Raw genomic sequence first — 25,543 nt, forward strand, 5'->3', positions numbered from 1 at the left:
AGCCGGACGATTTCAGGCCGAATCGACCTGAAATCTGAATCCGCCGCTGAATCAAGGAGATAGAGCACGATGTCGTCCGAAGACCGCTTCACACTTTTCGGCGTCATGCTCTAGCCGTGGACGAAGAAGCAGCGCAGGCGCCGACACGCGCCCCTGGCTCAGTGCCTCCGGCCATTGTGGTGATGGGCGTCGCCGGCTGCGGCAAGTCGGCCGTCGGCACCGCGCTTGCGGCCGCGCTGGGCGCCATCTTCATCGAGGGCGACAGGCTGCACCCGCCCGAGAATGTCGCCCGCATGGCAAGCGGCGAGCCGCTCACCGATCAACTGCGCGAAGGCTGGCTCGATGCGATCGGCGAACACATCGCGGCATCGGTCGACAAAGGGCAGGGCGTGGTCGCGGCCTGCTCGGCGCTGAAGCGCGGCTATCGCGAACGTCTGCGTGGTTTTTGCCCCGATATCACCTTCCTCTACCTGGAGATCGACCCGGCGACGGCAAGTGAGAGGGTCGCCAGCCGGAAGGGGCATTTCATGCCGGCCAGCCTGGTCGACAGCCAGTTCGCCATACTGGAGCCGCCGGGCAGCGATGAGCGGGCCCTGACGATCGACGCGACGAGACCCGTCGCCGATGTGGTTGCCGACGCGATCCGGCTGCTGGCCAAATCATGAGCCGGTATCGCCGGTTGTGATGGCATCGTCCGGGGCTTCCGTCAGCCTTCGGCTGCCGGACCATATCAGCATCTGTTCGGGAAACAGTTTCAGCGCTTCGAGCAGCCGGTCGCGCTTAAGCAGGATATAGCGTGCCTGCAGCACCAAGTCCTTGGCTCCGTCCCGTCCCGTTTCCGCTTCAGCCGGCAACAGCTCCGGGCTGATGACGGCCAGGTATTCACGGAAGGGAATGGTCTCGAAGGTCGACATGGCAAACAGCGCCGCCTTGCCCCTCGCGGCGAAGTTCGCCGGTGCGGAAGCAAGATGCGTCCAGCCACCTTCGCCGAGCGCGACCTCGGTGAAGGTCGAGCCCGCATGGATGGTGTTGGTCATCAGCACCACGCCATTGCGCTTCAGGATCTTCTGGATGCGGATGGTGACCTGATAGGCATCGTCGCGCTCGAAGGTGACGCGGCTCTTGAGGTAGCGGTTCTCGACCTTGACCATCGGCGGGTTCAGGAAACGCAGACCGAACATCGATTCCGAGACCCCGTGTGAATTGACGCTCACCTGATGCGCCTCGATATCAGCCTCGTGCAGGGCGCGCTTGCCGAAGATGGTCTGGGAGGTGAACTGATCGCACCAGATGATGGCGCCATGGCCGCGCCGCAAGGCTGCCTGCAGTCCCTCCCGTCCCTCCAGCCGGACAATCGGGGACCACCGGAAACTGGCGAGGTGCGCTGCAAACTGCAGCCGGCGGCGGTGGCGTGCCGCGAGCAATGCCTGGAACAGCTTGCGTGCGTCGATGCCGCCGCCAAGCACCGCGCGCGTCGCGGCGGCATAACCTGGAAATTGCTTGCGCATATGGCGTTTCAGGCGAAGCCTGGACATCCGGTCGCAAATCGACGCCCACCAGCGCACCGGCACTGAAGCCGCGACCATGAGATAGAAGGCGGCCAGGAGGGTTTCGCGGAGGTCCTGGTTCGAGAACCGGCGCATTTTTTCGGGACGGACGATCCTGCGGCTGAAGAAGCGCACGTCCTCAGCCCTTTCCGGCACAAGGACATCGGCGATGATTTCAGTCTGGAACCTGGCCGTGGCGGGCGGTCCGCGGGCAGCCTTTCGGGATTTCGCGAACGTCGACAGCCTCATCCAGCGGGCGTCCATCTGTTCCTGTTGCAAGACCGCTTTAATGCGCCTGCGCGCATCGCGCAATCTCACGGGGATGAACGGTGTTCGCCAGCCGTTGATTTAAAGCGTGTCGCATTGAAACGGATTCATGCGACGCGCTTTAAATCTTTGTCGTTATGCATGTCGTTCTCCCAAAACCGAGATCACTTTTGGGCGACATGCATTAGATTTGCGAGGACAGCTCGACCGGGAAATCGTCGTTATCGGCATCGCGCATGGCGGCGAGGCTTCTGTTGTCGAGCACCTCGGCGATTGCCTGGCGCACTTCCAGCATCATGTGCCGGACCTGGCAGGTCGCCTCGTCGCAATCCTCGCAGCGCTGGTACTGCGTGCGGCTGGCGCAGGGAATGGGTGCCAGCGGCCCGTCGAGCACGCGCACGACGTGGCCGATCTTGATCTCCGAGGCGGGGCGGGCGAGGCGATAGCCGCCTTCCTTGCCCTTGCGGCTTTGGACGAAGCCGGCATTGCGCAATTCGCCCAGGATGGCATCCAGGAATTTCTTCGGGATGTTGTTGGCGACGGCGATGTCGTTGACGAAGGCCAATTGGCCAATCGGAAGACTGGAAAGATGCACGAGGGCCTTGAGGCCGTATTTGCCTTTTTTTGTCAGCATGCCCGAGTCAACCCGTTGAAACCCCAACCACCCCGCATCTGGCGGCTGTTTGTGTGCAAATAATGACGGTTTTGCCGCGCGATGGTATTTTGCGACAACAAGACGCCAAATGGCACGTTAGGCACAAACGCGTTGATTCTTTGTAACGTTTCGCAGGGATGGCGCCGGCTGAAGGCAAAAACGAAGAAAGCCGGCTCAATGCCGGCTTTCCTTATCTGCTCAATATGTGCTGTGAGCCTTCAGCGGCTGCCATAGGCCTGATCGAGCAGGCCGCCGGCGGCGAAATGCTCTTTCTGGATCTTGTCCCAGCCGCCGAAGACGTCTTCCACGGTCAGCAGCCGCACCTCGGGGAAGTCGGCCTTGTATTTGGCCGCGACAGCTGCGTCACGCACGCGGTTGCCGTTCTGTGCAAGGATGTCCTGGCCTTCGGGCGTGTAGAGGAAGTCGAGATAGGTCTTGGCCAGGTCGCGCGTGCCGTGCTCGTCGGCGACCTTGTCGACGATCGCCACCGGGAATTCGGCGAGCAGGCTGACCGAAGGCGTGACCTGCTCGAACTTGTCGTCGCCATACTCCTTGCGGATGCCGCGCGTCTCGGATTCGAAGGTGATCAGCACGTCGCCGATTTCGCGCTGCACGAAAGTGGTGGTCGCGGCGCGGCCGCCCGTGTCGAAGATCGGCACGTTGTTGAACAGCTTGGTGATGAACTCCTTCACCTTGGTGTCGTCGCCCTTGAAGGCTTCCTTGGCGTAGGCCGTGGCCGCCAGATAGGTGTAGCGCGCATTGCCCGAGGTCTTCGGGTTGGGGAAGATCACCTGCACGTCGTCGCGCACCAGATCGTTCCAGTCCTTGATATGCTTGGGGTTACCCGCGCGGACAAGGAACGAAGGCAGCGAATAGAAGGGCGAGGCGTTGTCGGGAAAGTCCTTCTGCCAGTCGGCCGAGACAAAGCCTTTCTTGACCAGAAAATCGATGTCGGTGACCTGGTTGAAGGTGACGACATCGGCGCCAAGGCCCTCGGCGATGGCGCGCGCCTGCGCAGAGGTGCCCGCATGCGACTGGTCGACGGTTACGCCCGGATGCGCTGATATGAAGGCCTTGTTGACCTGAACGAACAGTTCGCGGCCGACGTCATAGGAGGCGTTGAGAAGCTTGTCGGCCGACCAGGCTTGGGAGGATGCGAGGAACAGGCCGGCGACGGTGGCAACGCCGAGGAAAAATCGCTTCATGAAAAAGGCTCCGGATGCAATGTGTCAACGGCGCAACCATAGCCGTGGCGCATGGGGCACGGCGAGGTATGCATGAGGGGTCCGCGCCCTCGCTGCGAGAAAAGATATGATCGACACAACGAGTCCTTGGAATTCTATTCCAGATGACACTCACTTCGGTCTGTATTCCTTGTGCAGGACGATCATTTGGCATATACATATGGCATATACAAACGGAGGCCACCGTGCCCCAGCATCGGCATACAACCACGTCGCCTCCGAAGGAGGCCAAGCTCTTCCGCAACAATCGCAGCCAGGCGGTGCGTATTCCTGTCGAATTCGAGCTTCCCGGCGACAAGGTTCTGATCAGCCGCGAAGGCGACCGTCTTGTCATCGAGCCGCTCCGCAAACCCGGCCTTGCCGCTCTGCTCGCCCAATGGGCGAAAGAGCCACCGCTTGGTCCTGAGGACGACTTTCCCGAGATCAAGGATGCGCCTGTTGAAGCCGAGGACATTTTTTGATGCGGTTCATGTTGGATACAAACGTCATCAGCGACATGATCCGAAACCCGGCCGGCAAGGCCGCCAGTGCAATGGTGCGCGAAGGTGATGCCGCTGTTTGCACCAGCATCGTCGTTGCCTCTGAATTGCGATATGGCTGCGCCAGGAAGGGATCGGCCAAACTGCTCAAGAAGGTCGAGGATCTGCTGGCTGAGATCCCTGTATTGCCGCTCGACGTACCGGTGGACGCTGAATACGGCGCGCTTCGCGCCGAGTTGGAGGCCGCTGGCCAACCCATTGGCCACAATGACCTTTTTATTGCCGCTCACGCCTGCGTATTGGGCACCACATTGGTGACGGCCAACGTGGGGGAGTTCGCCCGGATACGGAAGCTGAAGGTCGAGAACTGGCTGGAATAGCGCCTGACCCGAAAGATCAAGCCGCCGGAAACAGCTTCCAGCGCCCCGGACGGAACGCCACCCGGCTTTTCTGTGCCGCCGGATGATCGACGGGCAGTTCGATCTCGACCCGCTGGCGATCGCCGCCGATCTCGAGCTCCACCCGGCGCGTGCCGGCGACGCGGCGGCTGGCGGCGACCGTGCCGGCGATGCAGCCGCTGCAGCCGTCCAGCAGTTCGACGTCGTGCGGGCGGAAATAGAGCGTCGCGTCACCCTCGGGCGCGTGCGGCGCGGCCAGTCCGATGGGGCGATCAGCGAGCCAGATCTCGCCATTCTCGACCTTGACGGGAAGCGAGCTCGATTCGCCGATGAAGCCGTAGACGAAGGGCGAGTTCGGCGTGTCGTAGATATCGTCCGCCGTGCCGACCTGCTCGATGCGGCCTTGGCTCATCACCACGACCCGGTCGGCAAGCTCCAATGCCTCTTCCTGGTCGTGGGTGACGAAGACGGTGGTGTGGCCGGTGCGGTCATGGATCTCGCGCAGCCAGCGGCGCAGTTCCCGGCGGACCTGAGCATCGAGCGCGCCGAACGGCTCGTCGAGCAGCAGCACCTTGGGCTCGATCGCCATGGCGCGGGCGAGCGCGACACGCTGGCGCTGGCCGCCGGACAACTGGGCCGGATAACGCTTTTCGAGGCCGGAAAGCTGAACGAGATCGAGAAGCTCGGAGGCACGGCGGCGGATTTCCTGCGCCGGCGGCCGCGAGGACCCATGCCGGACTTTCAGGCCGAAGCCGATATTGTCGGCCACCGTCATGTGCCGGAACAGCGCATAGTGCTGGAAGACGAAGCCGACATTGCGCTCCTGGATCGACTTCTGCGAGGCGTCTTCGTCGCCGAAGAAGATCTTGCCGCGCGTTGGCCGTTCCAGGCCTGCGATCAGCCTGAGCAGCGTCGTCTTGCCCGAGCCGGACGGCCCCAGCAGCGCGATGAGTTCGCCCGACTTGATGTCGAGCGATACGTCGTGGAGCGCTGGAAACCGCTCAAACTCCTTGCGCACGTTGGCAACGCGAACTTCCATACAAATCCCTCTGTCAGTGTCCGCGCGTCGCGGCGAGTTCGGCGCCGTAGCGCATCTCGAGCAGTGTTTTTAAGACCAGCGTGACGAGCGCCAGCCCGGCAAGCAATGAGGCGACGGCGAAGGCGCCGACGGCATTGTACTCGTTGTAGAGGATTTCGACATGCAGCGGCATGGTGTTGGTCAGGCCGCGTATGTGACCCGAAACCACCGAAACCGCGCCGAATTCGCCCATGGCGCGCGCGTTGCACAGGAGCACGCCATAGAGCAGGCCCCATTTGACGTTGGGCAGCGTGACGTACCAGAAGGTCTGCCAGCCATTGGCGCCGAGCGAGAGCGCCGCTTCCTCGTCGCCATTGCCTTGTTCCTGCATCAGCGGGATCAGTTCGCGGGCGACGAAGGGGAAGGTGACGAACACGGTGGCCAGCACGATGCCGGGCACGGCGAACAGGATCTGGATGCCGTGTGCCTTCAGCCATTCTCCGAGCAGCCCCTGCGCGCCGAACAGAAGCACGTAGACCAGGCCTGAGATGACCGGCGAGACCGAGAAGGGCAGGTCGATCAGCGTGGTCAGGAAAGCCTTGCCCTTGAACTCGAACTTGGCGATGGCCCAGGCGGCTGAGATGCCGAAGACGACATTGAGCGGCACGGAGATCGCCGCGACGAGCAGTGTCAGGTGGATGGCCGAGCGCGCATCCGGTTCGCCCAGCGCTTGCGTATAGGCACCGATGCCTTTCGCCAGCGCCTCATGGAAGACGATGATCAGCGGCAGGAGCAGAAAGACGCCGAGGAAGGCAAAAACGATCGCCATCAGCACGGCCTGTGCCGGCCGGCTTTCGGTCACCGCCGCCGAGCGGCTCTCATGGTAGGGTTCGTAGGATTTGATTTCGGGATCAGCCATAGCGCTTGCGGCTCCATGTCTGCACGAGATTGACGACCAGAAGCATGACGAACGACAGAGCGAGCATGATCGCCGCGATCGCGGTCGCCGCCGGGTAGTTGTACTCCTCCAGCCGGATGACGATCAGAAGCGGAGCGATCTCGGATCTGTAGGGCAAGTTGCCGGCGATGAAGATGACCGAGCCGTATTCGCCGACGCCGCGCGCGAAGGCCAGCGAAAAGCCGGTGATGATGGCCGGCGCCAGGCCCGGGAACAGCACGCGGGTGATGATCTGGAAGCGGTTGGCGCCAAGCGTCGCGGCTGCTTCCTCCACCTCCTTGTCGATTTCTTCCATGATCGGCTGCACGGTGCGCACGACGAAGGGCAGGCCGATGAAGACCAACGCGATGACGATGCCGAGCGGCGTATAGGCGACCTTGATGCCGAGCGGCATCAGCAATTTGCCGATCCAGCCGTTCGGCGCGTAGAGCGTGGTCAGCGCGATGCCGGCGACCGCGGTCGGCAGCGCGAAGGGCAGATCGACCATGGCGTCGACGATGCGGCGGCCGGGAAAGCGGTAGCGCACCAGCACCCAGGCGACGAGCGTGCCGAAGACGACATTGACGGCAGCCGCGAGGAAGGCGGTGCCGAAGCTGATTTCCAGCGCATTGATGGTGCGGCGGTCGCTGGCGATCGCCCAGAATTCAGCCCAGCCGAGAGAGGCCGAGCGCCAGATCAGCCCGGATAGCGGAATGAGGATGATGAGGGTGAGGTAGGCAAGCGAGAAGCCGAGCGTCAATCCGAAACCCGGAATGACACTCGGCTGCTTGAACCGCCACCCCGCCTGCGCGGGTGCTGTCGTCATGAAGTTCTGGATTGTCCCTTCTTATTCAACCGGACTCTGCCTGAAGAAGCCCATTGGCGAGCTTCCTCAGCAAAACCGAACCTTACTGGGCCGGCTTGTAGATCTGGTCGAATATACCACCGTCGCCGAAATGATAAGGCTGCGCCTTCTTCCAGCCGCCGAAAAGCGGATCGTCGATGGAGATCAGCTTGATATCGGGGGTCTTGGGCAGATCCGCCGGTGCGACGAGCTCGGGCTTGGCCGGACGATAGTGGTTCTTGGCGATGATCGTCTGGCCTTCCTTGGAATAGAGCCAGCCGAGATAGGCTTCGGCCACCTTGCGCGTGCCCCTGGCATCGACATTGGCGTCGACGATCGCCACCGGCGGCTCGGCCAGGATCGAGGTCGGCGGATAGACGATCTCGAAATTGTCGGCGCCGAATTCGTCGAGTGCCAGATAGGCATCGTTTTCCCAGCCGATCAGCACGTCGCCGATGCCCTTTTGCGCGAAGGTGACGGTCGAGCCGCGTGCACCGGTATCGAGAACCGGAGCATTGGCGTAGAGCTTGCCGACGAATTCCTTGGTCTTGGCCTCGTCGCCGCCGTCATGGGCGTTGGCATAGGCCCAGGCGGCCAGATAGTTCCAGCGTGCGCCACCCGAGGTCTTGGGGTTGGGGGTGATCACCTGGGTGCCGTCCTTGACGAGGTCATCCCAGTCGTGGATCCCCTTGGGATTACCCTTGCGGACGAGGAAGATGATGGTCGAGGTATAAGGCGCTGAATTGTTTTCGAATTTCTTGCGCCAGTCGGGATTGATCTTCTTCGACTTCGAGACGATGGCGTTGATGTCGCCCTCGAGCGCTAGGGTGACCACGTCGGCATCGAGGCCGTCGATCACGGCGCGGGCCTGGGCACCCGATCCGCCATGCGACTGCTGGATCGTCACCGTCTCGCCGGTCTCGGCTTTCCAATGGGCGACGAAAGCCTCGTCATAGGCCTTGTAGAGCTCGCGTGTCGGATCATAGGACACGTTGAGGATGGTGGTGTCGGCGAACGCGAAACCGAGCGTGCCGAACTGGACAGATGTGGCGACCAGTGCGCCGAGCAGTTTCCTGAAATGAGGTTTGGTCATTTCTGCCTCCGTTGAACCCGCGCCAAATCTAGCGAATTGATAGAAATTAGATGCATCGAATGTTCCCTTTTTTGCCCTCCTGAAGAAAATATTGGATGATCTTGCGCCATGTCGGGAAATATTTTCCTCGTCGACACCCCGCGCGGACTCGAGGTCCTATCTAGGGATGCGCGATGCCGAGGCAAGGCCGCATTCGGTTTGATCCCGCGGCTTATTCGGCGCTTACCGGGAAATCGAAACGCTGGTTTGGAAAGGGCTCGTGACCAAGCGTGAAATGCCACCACTCGCGGGCGTAGTTCTTGAAGCCGCCGGTACGCATGGCATCGACGAGCAGCTTGCGGTTTGCCGCCGCTTCGTCGCCGAGCGGGCGGTGCGCCGTCTCGCTCATCGGGTCGAAACAGTCGAAACCGGTGCCGAAGTCGAGCGTATCGGCATCGATGGCGCCACAGGCCGATTTAGAGACCGCCGGACTGTCGGCCCGTGCAATCGCGACATCGACGGTCGAGCCGCGCGAATGGGTCGACAGTTCACCGACATAGCCTTTGGCGATGAGGTCGCCGCGCCTGACCTTCGGATACCATTGCGGGTCGGGCGGACCGCCCGCTCGCGTCCATTCGCCCATGTCGGCAACGGCGCGGGCAGGGCGGTAGCAGTCGAACACGACCAGCGTCAGGCCTTTCGCGGCGATCACCTGCTGGATACCGGCAAGAGCTTGCGCCGCCTGCCGGGTGAGAATGCAGACCGGCGCCTCATAGCCACTCACCTTGCGGCGCAGGAAATCGTCCGGTCCGGCGTAGCGGATGTCCTGGCGGATGGAGGGATCGATATCGGCGAGCCGAACGAAGCCGGCGGGGAGGGTATCGGCATGTGCCGGCGGAACAGAAGCCGCAAGCGCCAGCGCGCAAAAGCCAACGCGCTGAATCGCCTGGCGCATTCTATTCAAGGAGCGCGTTCACTCGACGAACACCTTGACGCTCGCCGCCCGCCCCGCGGCGTCGATGACAGTCAGCGTCGAATAGCCCGCGCCGTCGGGCAGCCAGGTCGCGGTGCGGCGGCGGTCGATGCCAGTGAGCGGCTTGCCGTTGGCCAGCCAGCGAAATGGCGCACGGCCGCCTTGCAGTTTCAGCACCAGCGGCGAGGCATCGGCCGAATTGGTGGCGAGGTCGACGCGGGCGCCGTCCGGCGGGAAGATGATGGTTGGGGCGGGTTCGGTCGGCGTCGCCTGCACCAGCCCGTCGGCACCGGCGCCGAAGCGGGCGAGTGTCACCGGCAGATCCTCGCGCTTGGGGGTAAAGGCGCCAGGCGGCTTGCCCGGCAGCGGCACCGTGGCAAGGCCGGAGCGGACAAAGCCCTCGAACAGGATCGGGGCGGCCGAGACATAGCCGGAGAGGCCCGGCACGGCGCTGGCATCGGGGCGACCGACCCAGACGCCCAGCACATAGCGGCCGTCGAAGCCGACCGACCATGCGTCGCGGTAGCCGTAGGACGTGCCGGTCTTGTAGGCGATGCCGCGCTGCAGGGCGCCTTCCGGCGGCTTCACGCCCGACAATATGTCGATGATCTGCCAGTTCGCCTGGTCGTTGAGGATGGTGGCGGTGGTGCGTTCGGCATTGGCCGGCTCGGTGCCGTCATGCAGCGTGTGCGTCTTGCCGCCATTGGCGAGGCCCGTATAGAGCTGGACGAGATCGCGCAGCGTGACGCCAACGCCGCCAAGGCCGATGGCCAGGCCGGGCGCCTCGTTGACCGGCAGGATCGGGTTGACGCCGGCCTGGCGGAAGCGCGCTGTCAGCCGGGCTGGGCCGACCGCGTCGAGCACGCGGATCGCCGGCACGTTGAGCGACAATTGCAGCGCCTGGCGGATCGAGACATCGCCCTGATAGCCCATGTCGAAGTTCTTGGGCCTGTAGCCGCCGAAATCGACCGGGCTGTCCTCGATCAGCGTTTCCTGCGCCACCAGTCCCTGCTCGAAGGCGAGGCCATAGATGAACGGCTTCAGCGTCGAGCCGGGCGAACGCACGATCTTGGTCATGTCGATCCAGCCGGAGCGGCTGGAATCGAAGAAATTGGCCGAGCCGACTTCGCCGAGGATGTCGCCGGTTCGGGAATCGGCCAGCACCATGGCGACGGAGAGGCGCGGCCCGAGCTTCGTGGCGGCGTCGCGTGCCACCTGCTCCAGCCCTTGCTGGACGCTTTTGCGGATCGTCAGCTTGAGGGGCTGGCCGGGAACGGCTCGGGGCAGCATCGCATAGGCGGCGTGCGCGGCAAGTGCCGGCAGAGTGCGGCGCAGGCCTGATACATCGTCGAGCGCGGCCCGCGCGGCCTCGCGTTCGCCGATCAGGCCTGACGAGACCATGCGGGTCAGCACCCGGTCGCGGGCGGCGTGGGCGATTTCCAGATTGCGGTCGGGCCGGCGCTTTTCCGGCAATTGGGGCAGCGCGACGAGCAGGGCGGCTTCGGAGACGGTGAGCCGCTTCGGCTCCTTGCCGAAATAGGCGAGCGAAGCGGCGCGCACGCCTTCCAGGTTGCCGCCATAGGGCGCCAGCGTCAGATAGCGTTCGAGGATCTCGCTCTTCGACAGCCGCCGCTCGATCTGGATGGCGCGCAGCATCTGCTTGACCTTGGAGCCGAGGCTGCGGCTTTCGCGCGGCTCGATCAGGCGCGCAAGCTGCATCGAGAGCGTCGAGCCGCCGGAGACGATGTGGCCGCTGGTGGCGAACTGGCCGGCGGCTCGGCAAAGCGCCAGCACGTCGACACCCTCATGGTCCCAGAAGCGCTTGTCCTCATAGGTGACGAGCATGTCGACGAACTGCTTGTCGACCTGGTCGAGATGGGTTTCGAGCCGCCAGTAGCCGTCCGGCGTGGCAAAGGCGCGCAACAGCTGGCCGTCGCGATCCTGGACTTCCGTGGAGACCGTGAGTTCCGCTGGTAGCGGTGGCGGGAAGGCGCGGTCGAGTTCCCAGAGGGTAGCGACCGACAGGGCCAGGATGCCGGCGCAGGAAGCTAGCGTTATGGCTGACCGACGGAGAAATTTTCTGGAGAGCATAGTGCCGCCCCTCATCCGCCTGCCGGCACCTTCTCCCCGTATAGTGACGGGGAGGGAGCTGTCGCGGCGGTCGGCGCTAGCCCCTTTCTCCCCGTCACTATACGGGGAGAAATGCCCGGCAGGGCAATGAGGGGCAGCGCAAGCCTCACGTTCATCTTCGCCAAGGCGCCTTAGGGCGCCTTGATCTCCATCATGCCGGTGGCGGTGCGGGCCGAATATTGCGGCCGGTACATGTCTTCCACCGTCGCCGCCGGATGGGCGTAGGTACCCGGCGTCACGGCGCGCACCACATAGGCAAGCGTCAGATTGTGGTCGTGATCGCCGTCGGCCGGGTTGAACGCCGCGACGAAACGGTCGTCGCGGAATTCGAGGTGCGCGGCGTCGGTCTGTGCCAGCCAGGAGAAGTTCGTCAATTGGGCGCTGGAGACCAGGCCCGGATTGTCGATCTCGAAACCGGCCGGCAACAGGTCGGTGACCAGCAGGCGCGACGGCCAGCTGTTCTGCTCGGTGACCTTGAGCACGACGACATAGCGCTCGTTCTGCGTTGCCTCCGTCACATTGGCTTCGGTGCCATCGAGCTTGTAGTAGGTACGGCTGATGGTGAAGCCGTCACCGCCGGCCGGCAAGGGCTGGATCGGCGACGCCACGCTGGTGACGACGGCCTGCAGCGGGGTCTTGCCGGTGTTGGCGATTTCGAGCGGGCTGTCGACCAGCTCGGAGCCATTGACCTGGTTGGAATAGCCACCCGAATGCGGCGCGCCATTGACGGAAAGCGTGATCGAGTCATTGCCCTCCTTCAGCGCGCGGGCCGCCAGCAGCATCCAGGAATCGTCCTGGGTGCTGGTCCAGCGGGCTTCGGCGCGTTCCCTGGTCACCAGCTTGATCAGCTCCGGCACGATCGTCGACACCGGCTTCGATTCCGCCGCCAGCGACAACATCGCCGCGCCGTCACGCAGCGCCGAGCCGTAGTCGGAGCGGTACCAGTCGTAGTCGCTGCTCGACTTGGCGAGCTGCAGCGCGGTCTTGAACGTCGCTTCCGAGCGCTGCGTGTCGCCATAGAGCGCAAGGCTCGCCGCCAGCTGGGCAACGGCCATCGGGCTCGAGAAGGCTTCGAGTTGGGTGTCGGCATAGTAGCGCAGGTCGCCGATCGAGGCCTTCTTGTTGCGGGCCAGAACGTAGAGGGCGTAGGCGATCTCGCTGCCGCGGTCCTGTACGCTCTGGTCGTAGCCGAGCGAGTTCTGCAGATTGCTCAGCGCCTGGTTCATGGCCAGCGCCGGCACGTCGTATTTCTGCTCGCGCGCCCTGGTCAGGAACTCGCTAACATAGGCGTCGAGCCACAGATCGCCGGAGCCCGGACCCCACAGGCCGAAGCTGCCGCTCGAGGATTGATAGCTCAGCACCTTGTAGATGGCATCCTGGATGCGGCCGTGAAGGTCGGGGTCGCTTTCCATGCCGATGCCCGAGGCCAGCTCATTGACATAGAGAAGCGGCATGGCGCGGCTGGTGGTCTGCTCGGCGCAGCCATAGGGGTAGCGGTCGAGCGTCATCAGGAGCGAGGGCACGTCGAAAGCCGCCGCCTGCGATACGCCGACGCTGACGGAAGCGCCGTCAAGCAGGCTTGCCGCCAGGAGTTCCTTGTCGACGCGCAGCGCGCCGCCATTGCCCTTGAGGTCGACCACAAGGCGCGTGGTGACCGGCAATTGCGCCGGGCGCACCGGCACGTAGAGCGTCTGCTCGACCTTGGTGCCGTCGGCATGCGCCAGCTTGATGGTCAGCGAGGCATTGCCCGGCGTCTTTGCGATCAGTGGCACGGTCAGCGTCTGGCGCTTGCCCTGGGCGAGCGTCAGCTTCTGGGGCAGGGGCTTGTCGCCGGTCGACAGGTCGCCCGTGGTGTCGATCGAGAACGCATAGTCGCCGGCAGGGCCGTCGGTGTCGGCAACGTCGAGCCGCATGACGGCGTTGTCGCCGGGCGCCAGGAAGCGTGGCAGGCCGGCGGTGATGACCACGGGATCGCGCACGATCACATCCGACTGGGCATGGCCGACCGCTTCCTTGGTCCAGGCGACGGCCATGACGCGCACGGTGCCGTTGAACTGCGGGATGTCGAAGTCGATCCGCGCCTTGCCGTCGGCGTCGAGCTCGACCGGGCCGGAGAAGAAGGCGACCAGCTTTTCGGTCGGCGGGCTGCCTTGCGCCTGCATGTTGGCGCCGTCACCGCCGGTCCTGAGCTTGCCGGTGGTGCCGAGCGAGCCATCGATCAGGCGGCCATAGATGTCGCGGATCTCCATGCCCAGCATGCGCTGGCCGAAGAACCAGTTCTCCGGGTCCGGCGCCTTGTAGTTGGTCAGGTTGAGGATGCCGACATCGACGGCGGCAACCATGACATAGGCGTTGGTGCCCGGCTGCACGCCGGCCACGGAAACCGGGATCGACAGCTGCTGGCGCGGCATGGTCTTGTCCGGCGGCGTCAAGGTGATGGCGAGCTTCTTCGAGCCCGGATCGACCGTCAGCCATTTCACGCCGATGGCGCGGGCCGGCATGCGCGTTTCCTGCGCATCGCCCGGCCGGAACAGGGTCGCCGTGACATAGGCGCCGGCGCCCCAGTCGTCACCGACCGGGATGTCGACGGTGCTGCCGCCGGCCGGCACGGTCGCCGTGATGGTCTTCAAGAGCTTGTCGGAACCGATGTTGATCAGAAGTTCGCCGGCAAAATGCGGCGAGACTTTCAGCTTGGCCACTTCGCCCGCGGCATAGTTGTCCTTGTCGAGGGCGATCTCCAGTCCGTCAGGCGTTTCGGTGGTCGTCGAGGCGACATACCAGCCGGCGTCGAATTCATAGCTGGTCGCCGGTCCCTCGGGGTCCGAGGTCTCGACCTCGAGCCGGTACTGGCCCCAGTCGACCGGCACGGAGACGGTGGCGTCGCCATCGGCGTTGAGGTCGACCTGGCCATTGGCGATCGACTTGGTGAAGGTAACCGGCTCGTAGTTCCACGAATTGTTGGAGCGGTACCACTGGTAATTGCGTTCGACCTTGACCAGCGTCCACTGCGCGCCTTTCAGCGCCTCGCGCTTGCCATCAGGGTCGACGGCGACCAGGCTGAACTTGGCCGTGCCGCCCTGCGGCACTTCACCATCGGCGAAGTCCGGTCGAATGCCGATCATATGGCCTTGCGGGCGGATGCCGATGTTGAGCGAGCGTTCGATGGCGCGGCCACCGGTTTCGCGCATGCGCACCGTCACCTTGCCGTCGACCAGCTTGGTGGTCGAGGGCAATTGGTCAACGGAGATCGGGAAGGTCGCCTTGCCGTCATCGCCAACCACGGGCAGGTTGGTCAGCGGCGTTACCGTCGGCTCCGCCGACTGCTCGTCGGCGAGGCCGAAGGAAAAGTTGGGGAAGCGGTCCCAGTCGCGCGACGTCGACAGCGTCAACTCGCCTTCCAGCGCCAGGCCCGCCGCCGGCGCGCCATAGAGGAAGCGGCCGTCAATGTTGATGTTGGCGGTTTCACCCCGCGCGATTTCCTGCTTGTCGGCCTTCATGTCGAATTCGATGCGATCCGGCACGAAATCCTCGACGAGGAACATCTGGCTGGCGACCGCCGGCTGCTTCGGGTCGGTATAGATCGATACCGACCAGGTGCCGCGCATGGCGTTGGGTTCAAGCGGCAGGTCGACGGCATGGCCGCCGGCCGAGGCGCCGTCGCTGACGATGCGGCGGTCCTCGACGCCGTCGGGGCGCGAGAAGATGAAGGTGAGCGGCAGGTTCTCGACCGCCTTGGCGGCGCCATCGCGGGCTAGGGCCGCGACATGGACATCCTCGCCGGCACGGTAGATGCCGCGCTCGGTCCAGGCATAGACGTCCAGCGCACCGGGCGCCGCGCGCCCGGTGACGCCGCGATCGGAGAGGTCGAAGCCGGCCTTGGACATGTCGAGGAAGACGAAATCATTGTCGCCCTGCTTGGCCATCAGCACGGCCGGCACCATGCCGCCGTCGCCACGCGTCAGGCCGGGATTGAAGACGGCGTGACCGTCGGCATCCGACGTCGCGGTGCCGAGAACCTCGTTGTTGCGGGCAACCAGCGTCAGCTCGGCGCCGGCGATCGGCTTGGCGGAACCCAGCGAACGGGCAAAGACGTTGAGCCCGTCCTGGCCGGTATAGGTCGACAGGCCGATGTCGGAGACGACGAACCACTGCGTGGCCATCGAATTGTAGTCGTCGCTCTTGTCGTTGACGGCCTGGGCGGTCAGCACATAGACGCCGGGCTTGCGCTGCGGCAGCGCTTCGTCGACCGGGAAGGAGGTGGTGACCTCCTTGTTGAGGTCGTTGACGATGTCGAGCTGACCCTGCCAGACCGGAGCGCCCATCTGCTCGGAAATGTTGGAGATGTCATAGCCGTCGAGCTGATGCAGGAACTGGTAGCCCGACAGAAGCTGCGCCAGCGACCGGTCGCCGATGCGGTAGAGCTTCATTTCGGCGGCGTTCATGTTGACGGTGACGACCGGAATGCCGCGGCGCGCGCCGGCCGGCAGCACGAAGCTGTCGCCGGTGAAGCGGGCGGACGGCGCGCGATCCTGCACATAGATCGAAAGCACCACCGGAGCGGCGGTCACTTCGCCTATTGCCGCCGGCAGGCCGGCGCGGAAGGTCACGTCGTAATGCTGGCCGTGTTCGAGCCCTTCGACGCAGATCTGCTTGTCCTTGGCCTCGACGCCCTTCGGCGGTGCGTTGTCGACGGTGACGAACTGCGCATAGTCGACACCGGTCTTGACCAGTTCCTCGGAGAATTGCGCGCAGATGCGCGGCGCGCTGGTGTCGGCATCGACGCTGTGGTCGATCACGCGGAAACCCTTGCGGGCCTTCAGATCTGCATAGTCGGCCTGGACGGCCGGCGACGTCACCAGCGCAAGGCTCGCCTCATAGGCCTGCAGCGCCGGCCGGTAGAGATCGCGCTTGTCGAGGCCGGCGCCGAGCAGCGCCAGCACGTCGGCGCGCGTCTTGGTGGTGCGCAAAAGCTTGTAGGCGTTGAAGGCGGCCGAAGTGGCGTTCATCGGCAAGGTAGACGCTTCGGAGGTGTTGGCGGCGGGCTGCACGGCCAGCGTTTCACGCGCCAGATTGAGCCAGAGCTTGCCATCATCGGGCATCACCGAGGCCGCGGCCTCGTATTTCTGCATGGCGGAGCGATGGTCGCCGGTCTGCATGGCCTGCTCGGCCGAACTTATCAGGGCCGCCATGCCTTCGGTCGGCTTGTCATAGGCCGGGCCAAGCAGCCTGTTGCGGTATTGCTGCGCCTGATCGGCCATCCAGTTGGGGAAGAAGGCGAGTTCCGGCGGCGCGCCGATATCCGGATCGCCGTCAATGTTGACGATCTTGCCGGCAACTGCTCCGTTGAAGGGCTTCAGCTGGTTGTAGTCGGATTTGAGGAAGCACCATTTGGCCTTGGTGTTGTAGGTGAAGGCGCGGCAGGCCGGATCGCCAAGGCATGTTGTCTTGCACTGGTCGAGGGTGACATTCTGGTCGGATCGCAGATCGAAGCCGAAATAATCGGAATTGTCGGTCGTTGCGATTCGCCGGGCCTCGGCTGCTTGGGCGACGCCGTTCCAGGCCAAGGCATTGGCCCAGGCGAAGAAAAGAAGGACCAGAATCGACAGACCACGAGCCGTGCGCATTGCCATAACACCCTCCAGACAAGTGCAAACGTCCGGGCATGTTCAAGCTTCAGTCGAGCTTGTCAACGCGCGGACGCGGCAGGTTCCGCCTGCCAACGGTTTATTTTCCGGCCAAGGACCGGTATGCGGACAGTAACCTCCATAGGACAGGGGATCACGCTTTCTTGCGGAAACGCAGAAGGTGTGAATTCCAAGCCCGTCCTATTTCAGACAATTGGATTGTGGCCCCTTTACGTGCGCTTCAGAACTTCATTCCAATTTTAGTTTTGTAACCTAGGTTGTCGTAATGCCAGCGCATGAAAAGCAGATGTCAGGAGGGACCGCGCCAGGGCGCGTTCTTTCGCGCGCCCTGCTTTTGGCCATGATCTGCTCGACCGCGCTGGTCGTCGAATCAAGGTCTGCGGCTGCGTTCGAACTTTTCGGCATCAAGCTATGGGGGTCGTCCAACGACGAGGACGCCGACATTGTCGACCCGCTGCGCTATGCCGTGACCATCACGGCGCCCGATGCGGACAAGGATCTTGTCAAGAAGCTCGAGAACGCCTCGGCACTGAAGGGCGACGAGGATCGGCCGGTCTCCGGCTCGCTCGGGCTGATGGCCAAGGCGCGCAGCGACCGCGAACAGCTGGTTGCCGCACTTTTCGCCGATGCCCGCTACGAAGGCGTGGTCACCATCACCATCGACGGCAAGCCGCTCGACGAATTACCGCCGGACGCCGAATTCAAGGGCCCGCAGCCGATTCCGGTGGCGATCAATATCGCGACCGGCCCCAAATTCACCCTCGGCGATATCAGGCTGCAAGGGGACGCGGCGGGGCTGATGAGCGCTGATTACGGCCTGATATCGGGCGGCGACGCCGGATCGGGCGCGGTGCTGAAGGCCGAAGCGCTGATCGTGCGCACGTTGAAAGAACAGGGCAGGCCGCTCGCCAAGGTGACCGGCCGGCAGATCGTCGCCGACCATGCCACCTCGACACTCGACGTGACGCTGACCGTTGCGGCAGGCCCTGTCGCCGGCTATGGCGCGACCACGGTGGAAGGCACCGAGAAGGTCGACCGCGACTTCACCGAATACATGACCGGGCTGAAGCGCGGCCGGCAGTACTCGCCGCAGGAGATCAGCGATGCGCGTGACAGGCTGCTGGCGCTCGAGGTTTTCAACAGCGTGACCTTCAAGGAAGCCGACAAGCTCGATGCCGACGGCAACATTCCGATCGGCGTCCAGGTCAGCGAGCGCAAGCCACGCTATTTCGGCCTGGGCGGGACCTTCTCGAACACAGAGGGGCTGGGGCTGGAAGGCTATTGGGGACACCGCAACCTGTTTGGTCACGCGGAAAAGCTGCGCATCGATGGTGCCATCAGCGGCATCGGCAGCAACAATCTGTCCGATCTGAACTACAATGCCGGCATCATGTTCGAGAAACCCGGCGTGATCGGGCCGGCGTCGAAATTCTTTGCCAGCGTGAAGACCGTACTCGAGCATCCCGACGCCTACGACCATTTCTCGGTCAAGGGCAGCACCGGCCTGTCCTATGAGCTCGACAAGAAGCAGACTGTCTCGGCGGAGGTTGCGCTCGACTATTCCAGGATCACGGATGCGTTCGGCAAGCACACCTACCTGATCGCCAGTGTTCCGCTGCAATATGTCTATGACAACAGGGATAGCAGGCTGAACCCGACCAGGGGCTTCCGGGTGCTGGCCTATGCCGAGCCGAGCTACGACATCATAAGCGGGGCCGCCTTCCTCAAGCTGAAGGGCGAGGGGTCGGCCTATCAGTCGCTGGATACGGCCTCGAAATTCGTGCTGGCCGAGCGCGTCGCCGTCGGCTCGATCGTCGGCACCGGGCTCGAGAACGTTCCGGCAGACCGGCGCTTCTATTCCGGCGGCGGCGGTTCGGTGCGCGGCTATGCCTATCAGGGCATCGGCCCGAAAGACTTCACCGGCCAGCCGATCGGCGGCCTGTCCTTCTTCGAGACCTCGGTCGAAATGCGCATCGCAGTCACCGACACGATCGGCATCGTGCCGTTTGTCGATGCCGGCACGGTGTCGACCAAGTCGGTGCCCAATTTCTCCGACGTCAAGGTCGGCGCCGGCGTCGGCCTGCGTTATGTGACGCCGTTCGGGCCGTTGCGCATCGATGCCGCCGTGCCGCTCAACCGCGATCCCAGTGATCCGCATTTCGGCATCTATGCCGGCATCGGGCAGGCGTTCTGACATGAAGACGTTCTGGCGCATTCTTCGCATTGTTTTTTACACGCTGCTGATCGTGGTCGCGGGCGCGATCGGCGCGCTCGTCGTCCTGACCAAGACCGAGCGCGGACGCGACAATCTCGCCGGCATCATTTCGCGGCTGGCATCGAGCGACGACCGCAAGGTCACGGTCAGCGGCATCGACGGCATCTGGTCGGGCGCGCTCAGTGTCGACCATGTCGTGCTGGAAGACCGCAACGGGGCCTGGCTGGTGGCGCGCAAGGTCGCCGTCGACTGGTCGCCGCTGGCGCTGCTGTCGAAAAGCTTCAGTGCCGACCGCATCGCGGCCGAGCGCATCGAATTGGCACGGCTGCCGGTGGCCGGCACGCAACAGCCGGCGCCGAGCGGCGGCACGACGACGCTGCCGGTTTCCATCGACATCAAGCAGATCGACCTGCCGGAAATCGCGCTTGGACAGCAGCTGGCCGGCAGCGGCATCGCCGAACTCGCCGCCAAGGGGATGCTAAAGGCCGACGCGGCGCCGCTGGCGGTCGAGACCACGCTCAACGTCACCCGCCATGACGGCAAGCAAGGCAATGTCGATGCGAACATCCACTTTGCGCCAGCCGACAACAGGCTCGACCTCGAGCTCAAGGCTTCGGAGCCGGCAGGCGGTATCATCGCCAACCTGCTCAAGCTGCCCGATACGCCGGCGGTCGATATAACCGTCTCAGGCACGGGGCCGCTCGCCAACTGGAACGGCATTGCCACGTTCACGGTCGACGGCGAGATCGTCACTCAGCTGACGGGCCGCCACCAGTCGACCGACAAGGGCAGCCACGTCGAGGCCAAGGGTGACGGCGATTTTGCCCGCTTCGTGCCGGAGAACTTGAAGCCGCTGTTTGCCGGCAAGACCAGTTTCGATGTCGCGGGCACCGCGACATCGGCCGGCGGCATCAGTGTCGACCGGGCCAGCATCGAAAGCGATGCCGTGCATGGCACAGCGACCGGCATCGCCGATCCGGCCGGCGCCAGCGACCTGTCTGTGGAAATTGCCGCCAAGGGCGCGCCTGTGCAGATCACCGTGGGAAGTGCCGCGCAACCAATCACGCTGGCGATCAGGAACGCGACCGCGCGTGCGTTTGGCGACGGCAAGGCGCCGATCGTCGACATCGGCGCTTCGCTGGCTTCTGTAGTGGCGGGCGGCACGCAACTGAACGACCTTGCGGCGCAGATCCATTCCGACGGCTTCGACATCCAGAATCGCTCCGGGCCGGTCGCCGTCAAGCTGACGGCGGGCGGGCTGAAGACCGACGTGGCGACGCTGGCGCCGCTGGTCACCGGCAAGGTCGACGTCGATCTCGCAGGATCGCTGAGCAAGGATGCCATCATCATCGACCAGGGCACGTTGCGTTCCGATGCGCTCAATGCCTCCCTGACGATGACGGTGGCGCTCGCGGACCTGTCGATGCAGCTCAAGATGAATGCCGATGCGGTTTCGACCGCCTTGCCGCCGCAGATCAGCTCGGTGCTCGGCGAGCGGGTGAAATTCTCGGCCGCCGCGACGCGCGATCCGCAAGGGGCTTTCGCCGCCAATTCGATCTCATTGACCTCCGGGACGCTCAGCGCCAGCGGCACCGCCAGCGCGCAGGGCGCCGACATCCAGGCCGACATCAAGGGCACGCTCGGCGACGTTTCGGTGCTGTCGCCGATGGTCGGCGTGCCGGTTGCCGGCGGCGTCGATTTCGCGCTATCGGCCAGCGGCGCCAGGACGGCCCCGGATTTCACCGTCTCCGCCAATAGCGACAGCCTGACGGCCTCGGGCCGCACAGTGAAGGCGATCAAGCTGACGGCAAGCGGCAAGGCCGACATAACGAGCCCTTCCGCCGATGTTTCGCTTACCGGCGCCGTCAACGATCAGCCGCTCGCCGTCAAGGCGGCGCTGGTGACGAGCGAGGGCAAGCGGTCGATCAATGGGTTCCTCATCTCGCTGGGCGGCAACAAGGTTTCGGGCGACCTGGCACTGGATGACAAGTTCATGCCCCTGGGCACGCTGACGCTCGCGGCACCCGCAATCGACCAGTTGGCGGCACTCGCCGGGCAGGCCGTGACGGGTGATATCAACGGCACCATCAATTTCGCCAAGGACGGCGAGACGCCGTCGGTCACCATCGATGCCAGGAGCACCTCGATCGCGCGCGGCGAGATGACCGCCAAGGCGATCGCCGTCAACGCGCTGATCGCCAACTATCTCAAGGCGCCGGCGATCTCGGGCACCATCAAGGCTGACTCGGTCACGTCGGGCGCCACCGAGATCAGCGGCATCGGCGTCGACCTGAAGCGCGACGGCGACTGGACCAATTTCACCGGCGGCGCAACGATAGCGGGCATTCCGGCGACGGCGGCCGGCCGGGTCAAGATCGCCCAGGGCACCACCAGCGTCGAGATCGCCTCGGGCGAAGCGACGGTCCGCGGCATCAAGGCGGCAATTGCCCAACCCTCGACACTGAGCATCGCCAATGGCACCACCAGCATCGAGAAGCTGGCGCTCGACATTGGCGGCGGTGCGGTGACGTTGTCGGGCAGCGCCGGCCAGACGCTCGATCTCGCCGCACAGTTCTCGGCGCTGCCGGTGGCGCTTGCCAATGATTTTGCGCCCGGCCTCGATGCCGTGGGTACGCTCGGCGGCACGGCGCAGGTGACGGGAACGCCAGCCGCTCCCGAAGTTCGATTCAGCGCGCAGCTTGCCGGCGCCGAAACCAGCCAGACCCGCCAGGCCGGGCTTGGGCCGCTCGCGGTCGATGCGGCCGGCAGCTACACCCTGGCCGGCGGCGTCGCGCTCGACCATGCGACGCTGTCCGGCGACAAGATTTCCGGCACGGCCACCGGCACCATCAATCCGAACGGCGCCAGCGATTTTGCGCTGGATCTCACCTCATCCGGCCCCAGCCTGCCGCTGACCGTCGGCAGCGCCGAGAGCCCTGTGAAGATCGAGGTCAAGTCCTTGTCGGCAAAGGTGGCGGGGGAGAGCACGCAAGCTCGCCTGGATGTCTCCGCGATCCTGCCTTCGGTCGTCACCAGCCCGGCGAAGGTGGACGGACTTGTCCTGGCGCTGCATTCCGATGCGTTCGATCTCAAGAACCGCGCCGGAGCGGTTTCCGGCACGGTGTCGGTGGACAAGGTCGGCCTCGACAACGCAGCGATCGCGCCGCTGATCGCCGGCAAGGTCACGGCCGCTCTCAATGCCCGGCTGAGCGCCGATTCCGTCGCGATCGACAGCGGCTCGCTCAAAAGCGATGCGCTCAACAGCCAGGTTGCCGGGCAGGTATCGCTGCGCGACGGCGCCATCGACCTCAGGCTCAATGCTGATGCTCCGTCATCGGCCTTGCCGGCCGCGGCGCGCGGCATGCTTGGTGAACGGGCGCAGATCAGCGCCACGCTGAAGCGCGATCCCAACGGCAGCATCAATGTCGATGGGCTGAAGCTGGTCTCTGGCGCGCTGACCGCCGGCGGGCAAGCGAGCCTTGCCGACAACAAGCTGGCCGCCGACATCAAAGGCGCGCTGAGCGACATCTCGCTGCTATCCAAGGACGCCAAGGGCGCCATTGCCTTCGCGCTGAACGCTCAGGGGCCAGCCATCGCGCCTGATCTTTCGCTGACGGTCAACAGCGATCGGCTGCTGGTGGCGGAGCGCGAGATCACCGGGCTGAAGCTCATCGCCACCGGCAAGGCCGATGCCGCCAACCCGGCGGCGAATGTGCAGCTGACCGGCAATGTCGCGGGACAGGCCCTGCAAGGCAGCGCGGTGCTGGCGACGGCGGACGGCAAGAGCGCCATCAACGGCCTGCTCCTGTCGCTGGGCCAGAACAAGATCTCCGGCGATCTGGCGCTGGACGACAAGTTCGTGCCCGAAGGCACGATCTCGCTCGACCTGCCCGATATCGGCCCGCTCGCCGCGCTGGCGCTGGAAAAGGCCGAAGGCGACGTGCGTGGCACGATCGCCTTCACCAGGAATGGCGCCGCACCCCAGGTTGCCATCAAGGCGGCCACCGCCTCGATCACGCGCGGCGACCTGCAGGCGAAGGCCGTCTCCATCGACGCGCTGATCGCCAACTATCTCGCCGCGCCGGTCATCTCGGGCAAGATCCGCGCCGACAGCGTCATATCAGGCGGCACCGTGATCAGCGGCATCGATGTCGATCTGAAGCGCGATGGCGATTGGACGGGCTTTTCCGGCGGCGCCACGGTCAAGGGCATTCCGGCCAAGGCCGCGGGCCGCGTGAAGGTTGCCAATGGCACGACCACGATCGAGCTCGCCTCGGGCCAGGCGACCATCCAGGGCATCAAGGCGGCGATCGCCCAGGCGTCGACTGTCAGCATCGCCAACGGCACGACGACGCTCGACCGGCTGGTGCTCAATCTCGGCGGCGGCACGGCGACGGTCACCGGCAAGGTCGGGCAGGCGCTCGACATCAACGCGACGCTGGCGAAGGTGCCGATGTCGCTCGCCAACAGTTTCTCGCCGGGCCTCGATGCTGCCGGTTCGATTTCAGGCACGGTGAAGGTGACCGGCGCGCCGGCCAGTCCGGCAGTGGCCTTCAACATCGATGCGACCGGCGTGCAGACGTCGCAGACCCGCGGCGCCGGCGTCGGCGCGGTAAGCGTTTCCTCGTCCGGCACTTTTGCCGGCAACAAGCTGACCTTCAACGCCAATGTCAGCGACGGAGCCGGCCTCGGCCTCAAGGGCGGCGGCACGGTGACGACGGCGGGCACGCCGGCGCTCGTGCTCGACTTCAATGGCGCCGTGCCGTTCGGCCTCCTCAGCCAGAAGCTCGCCGCGCAGGGCCTGGCGCTGACGGGAACCGCCAATGTCAATGTCCAGGTGCGTGGCCCCGCGACGTCGCCCGTCATCGGCGGCAGCGTCAGCACCTCGGGTGCGCGGCTCGTCGATGCGCGCTCGGGCCTGGCCGTCAACGATCTCACGGCCGACGTCTCGATCGGCGGCGGCGTCGCCAGGATCAACCGGTTGACCGGAACGCTGTCGACGCGCGGCAGCCTGTCGGCCAGCGGCACGGTCGGCATCGACCCGGCGCAAGGCTTCCCGGCCGACCTTTCGATCAAGCTGACCGACGGCCGCTATACGGATGGACGCGTTGTGACCGCCAATCTCGGCGGTGACCTGACGATCAAGGGGCCGCTGACATCGGCACCGGCGATTGCCGGTACCGTCAATCTCGCCAAGACCGTCATCACGGTTCCGGACAAATTGCCCGGCTCGCTCTCGGCGCTCGACGTCAAGCACAGGAACGCGCCAAGTGCCGTCAAGGCGCAAGACAAGGCGCTGCGTCCGGCGACGACCAGCGGCAAGAGCGGCGGCAGCGGTCTCGCGCTCGATGTCACCGTCAACGCGCCGAACCAGATCTTCATCCAGGGCAGGGGCGTCGATGCCGAACTCGGCGGCTCGCTCCGCCTGACCGGCCCGGCCTCGTCGCCGCAGGCGGTCGGCACCTTCACCCTGCAGCGCGGCCGGCTGTCGATCCTGGGCAAGCGGCTGACCTTCACCGAGGGCACTGTCGGCTTCTCCGGTTCGCTGGTGCCCTATCTCAACCTGACCGCGACCACGACGACGACCGGCGCCACCGTCACCATCGTGGTGTCGGGCGAGGCGACCAACCCGAAATTCACTTTCTCCTCGGTTCCGGCGCTGCCCGAGGACGAAGTGCTGGCACAACTGATCTTCGGCCGCTCCATGTCGAACCTGTCGCCGCTGCAGATCGCGCAGCTTGCCGAAGCCGCAGCGCAGCTTGCCGGCGTCGGCGGCTCGACCTCGCTGCTCGAAAACCTGCGCAGCGCCATCGGCGTCGACGATCTCGATGTGACCACGGACAGCCAGGGCGGGACGGCGGTCTCGGCCGGCAAATACCTGAACGACCGCACCTATGTGACCATCCAGAAGGGCGACAAGCCGGGTTCGGGCAAGGCGACCATCGACCTCAATGTCGGGCGTGGCGTCAAGTTGCGCGGCGAGGCGACGGACGCCGGCGAGGCCAAGGGCGGCATCTTCTACGAGAAGGAATATTGAGAGGCTGGCCCTCACCATCGCCACGACTGGCGCTGTCGTAACCAGCGCCAATGTCTCAATTTAATCGACTGAGGAGATTTAG

General features: G+C 64.7%; 15 protein-coding genes. 5 read left to right on the forward strand and 10 right to left on the reverse strand.

Annotated features, from left to right (window positions below; translation table 11 throughout):
* Nucleotides 1–116: 116 nt before the first annotated feature.
* Nucleotides 117–665: a gluconokinase gene (locus tag AC07UC_RS17275; protein WP_494906840.1), complete on the forward strand. Its 549-nt coding sequence runs from the start codon at nt 117–119 to the stop codon at nt 663–665.
* Here the strand turns inward: AC07UC_RS17275 and AC07UC_RS17280 are convergent.
* The 3 genes from AC07UC_RS17280 to AC07UC_RS17290 form a co-directional block, all read right to left on the reverse strand.
* On the reverse strand, nt 660–1,811 hold the full coding sequence (locus AC07UC_RS17280; protein ID WP_494906841.1) for a hypothetical protein: 1,152 nt from the start codon (nt 1,809–1,811) through the stop codon (nt 660–662). The genes AC07UC_RS17275 and AC07UC_RS17280 overlap by 6 nt on opposite strands.
* A gap of 187 nt (nt 1,812–1,998) precedes the next feature.
* On the reverse strand, nt 1,999–2,448 hold the full coding sequence (locus AC07UC_RS17285; RefSeq protein WP_027029809.1) for an RrF2 family transcriptional regulator: 450 nt from the start codon (nt 2,446–2,448) through the stop codon (nt 1,999–2,001).
* Nucleotides 2,449–2,687: 239 nt separating this feature from the next.
* Nucleotides 2,688–3,674: a sulfate ABC transporter substrate-binding protein gene (locus AC07UC_RS17290; RefSeq protein ID WP_202326911.1), complete on the reverse strand. Its 987-nt coding sequence runs from the start codon at nt 3,672–3,674 to the stop codon at nt 2,688–2,690.
* Between the two features lie 224 nt (nt 3,675–3,898).
* On the opposite strand from AC07UC_RS17290, the gene AC07UC_RS17295 reads away from it, so the two are divergent.
* Both AC07UC_RS17295 and AC07UC_RS17300 read left to right on the forward strand, forming a co-directional pair.
* Nucleotides 3,899–4,174 (forward strand): antitoxin, encoded by a 276-nt coding sequence (locus AC07UC_RS17295; protein WP_140775945.1) that lies wholly within the window; start codon nt 3,899–3,901, stop codon nt 4,172–4,174.
* Nucleotides 4,174–4,572: a type II toxin-antitoxin system VapC family toxin gene (locus tag AC07UC_RS17300; protein ID WP_140775720.1), complete on the forward strand. Its 399-nt coding sequence runs from the start codon at nt 4,174–4,176 to the stop codon at nt 4,570–4,572. Before AC07UC_RS17295 ends, AC07UC_RS17300 begins: the two co-directional genes overlap by 1 nt.
* 16 nt (nt 4,573–4,588) lie before the next feature.
* Here AC07UC_RS17300 and AC07UC_RS17305 read toward each other — a convergent pair whose 3' ends face one another.
* The 7 genes from AC07UC_RS17305 to AC07UC_RS17335 form a co-directional block, all read right to left on the reverse strand.
* Complete coding sequence (locus tag AC07UC_RS17305; RefSeq protein WP_056571856.1) at nt 4,589–5,629, reverse strand: sulfate/molybdate ABC transporter ATP-binding protein; 1,041 nt, start codon at nt 5,627–5,629, stop codon at nt 4,589–4,591.
* Nucleotides 5,630–5,642: 13 nt separating this feature from the next.
* Nucleotides 5,643–6,527 (reverse strand): sulfate ABC transporter permease subunit CysW, encoded by an 885-nt coding sequence (gene cysW / locus AC07UC_RS17310; protein WP_056571857.1) that lies wholly within the window; start codon nt 6,525–6,527, stop codon nt 5,643–5,645.
* Nucleotides 6,520–7,371: a sulfate ABC transporter permease subunit CysT gene (cysT, locus tag AC07UC_RS17315; protein ID WP_202326913.1), complete on the reverse strand. Its 852-nt coding sequence runs from the start codon at nt 7,369–7,371 to the stop codon at nt 6,520–6,522. Before cysT ends, cysW begins: the two co-directional genes overlap by 8 nt.
* Nucleotides 7,372–7,453: 82 nt before the next feature.
* A complete protein-coding gene (locus tag AC07UC_RS17320; protein WP_202326915.1) occupies nt 7,454–8,482 on the reverse strand; it encodes a sulfate ABC transporter substrate-binding protein in 1,029 nt (342 codons plus the stop codon).
* Between the two features lie 211 nt (nt 8,483–8,693).
* Nucleotides 8,694–9,416, reverse strand: a complete 723-nt coding sequence (locus AC07UC_RS17325) for a M15 family metallopeptidase (protein ID WP_494906842.1) — start codon at nt 9,414–9,416, stop codon at nt 8,694–8,696.
* Nucleotides 9,417–9,434: 18 nt separating this feature from the next.
* Nucleotides 9,435–11,525, reverse strand: coding sequence for a penicillin-binding protein 1C (pbpC, locus tag AC07UC_RS17330; protein ID WP_494906843.1), 2,091 nt, complete (start codon nt 11,523–11,525; stop codon nt 9,435–9,437).
* Nucleotides 11,526–11,695: 170 nt separating this feature from the next.
* The gene (locus tag AC07UC_RS17335; protein WP_494906844.1) at nt 11,696–17,194 is read right to left on the reverse strand and encodes an alpha-2-macroglobulin family protein; all 5,499 of its coding nucleotides are present in this window, start codon (nt 17,192–17,194) and stop codon (nt 11,696–11,698) included.
* 280 nt (nt 17,195–17,474) lie between these two features.
* Between AC07UC_RS17335 and AC07UC_RS17340 the strand changes: the two genes are divergently transcribed.
* Together AC07UC_RS17340 and AC07UC_RS17345 are read left to right on the forward strand one after the other, a co-directional pair.
* Entirely contained in the window at nt 17,475–19,403 is a 1,929-nt protein-coding gene (locus tag AC07UC_RS17340) for an autotransporter assembly complex protein TamA (RefSeq protein ID WP_494906845.1), read from the forward strand.
* Between the two features lies 1 nt (nt 19,404).
* Nucleotides 19,405–25,461 carry a translocation/assembly module TamB domain-containing protein gene (locus AC07UC_RS17345; protein ID WP_494906846.1) on the forward strand — a complete coding sequence of 2,019 codons (6,057 nt, stop codon included), beginning with the start codon at nt 19,405–19,407 and terminating at the stop codon, nt 25,459–25,461.
* Nucleotides 25,462–25,543: the final 82 nt, after the last annotated feature.

Source organism: Mesorhizobium sp. GW821-FHT04C10 (assembly GCF_059420305.1).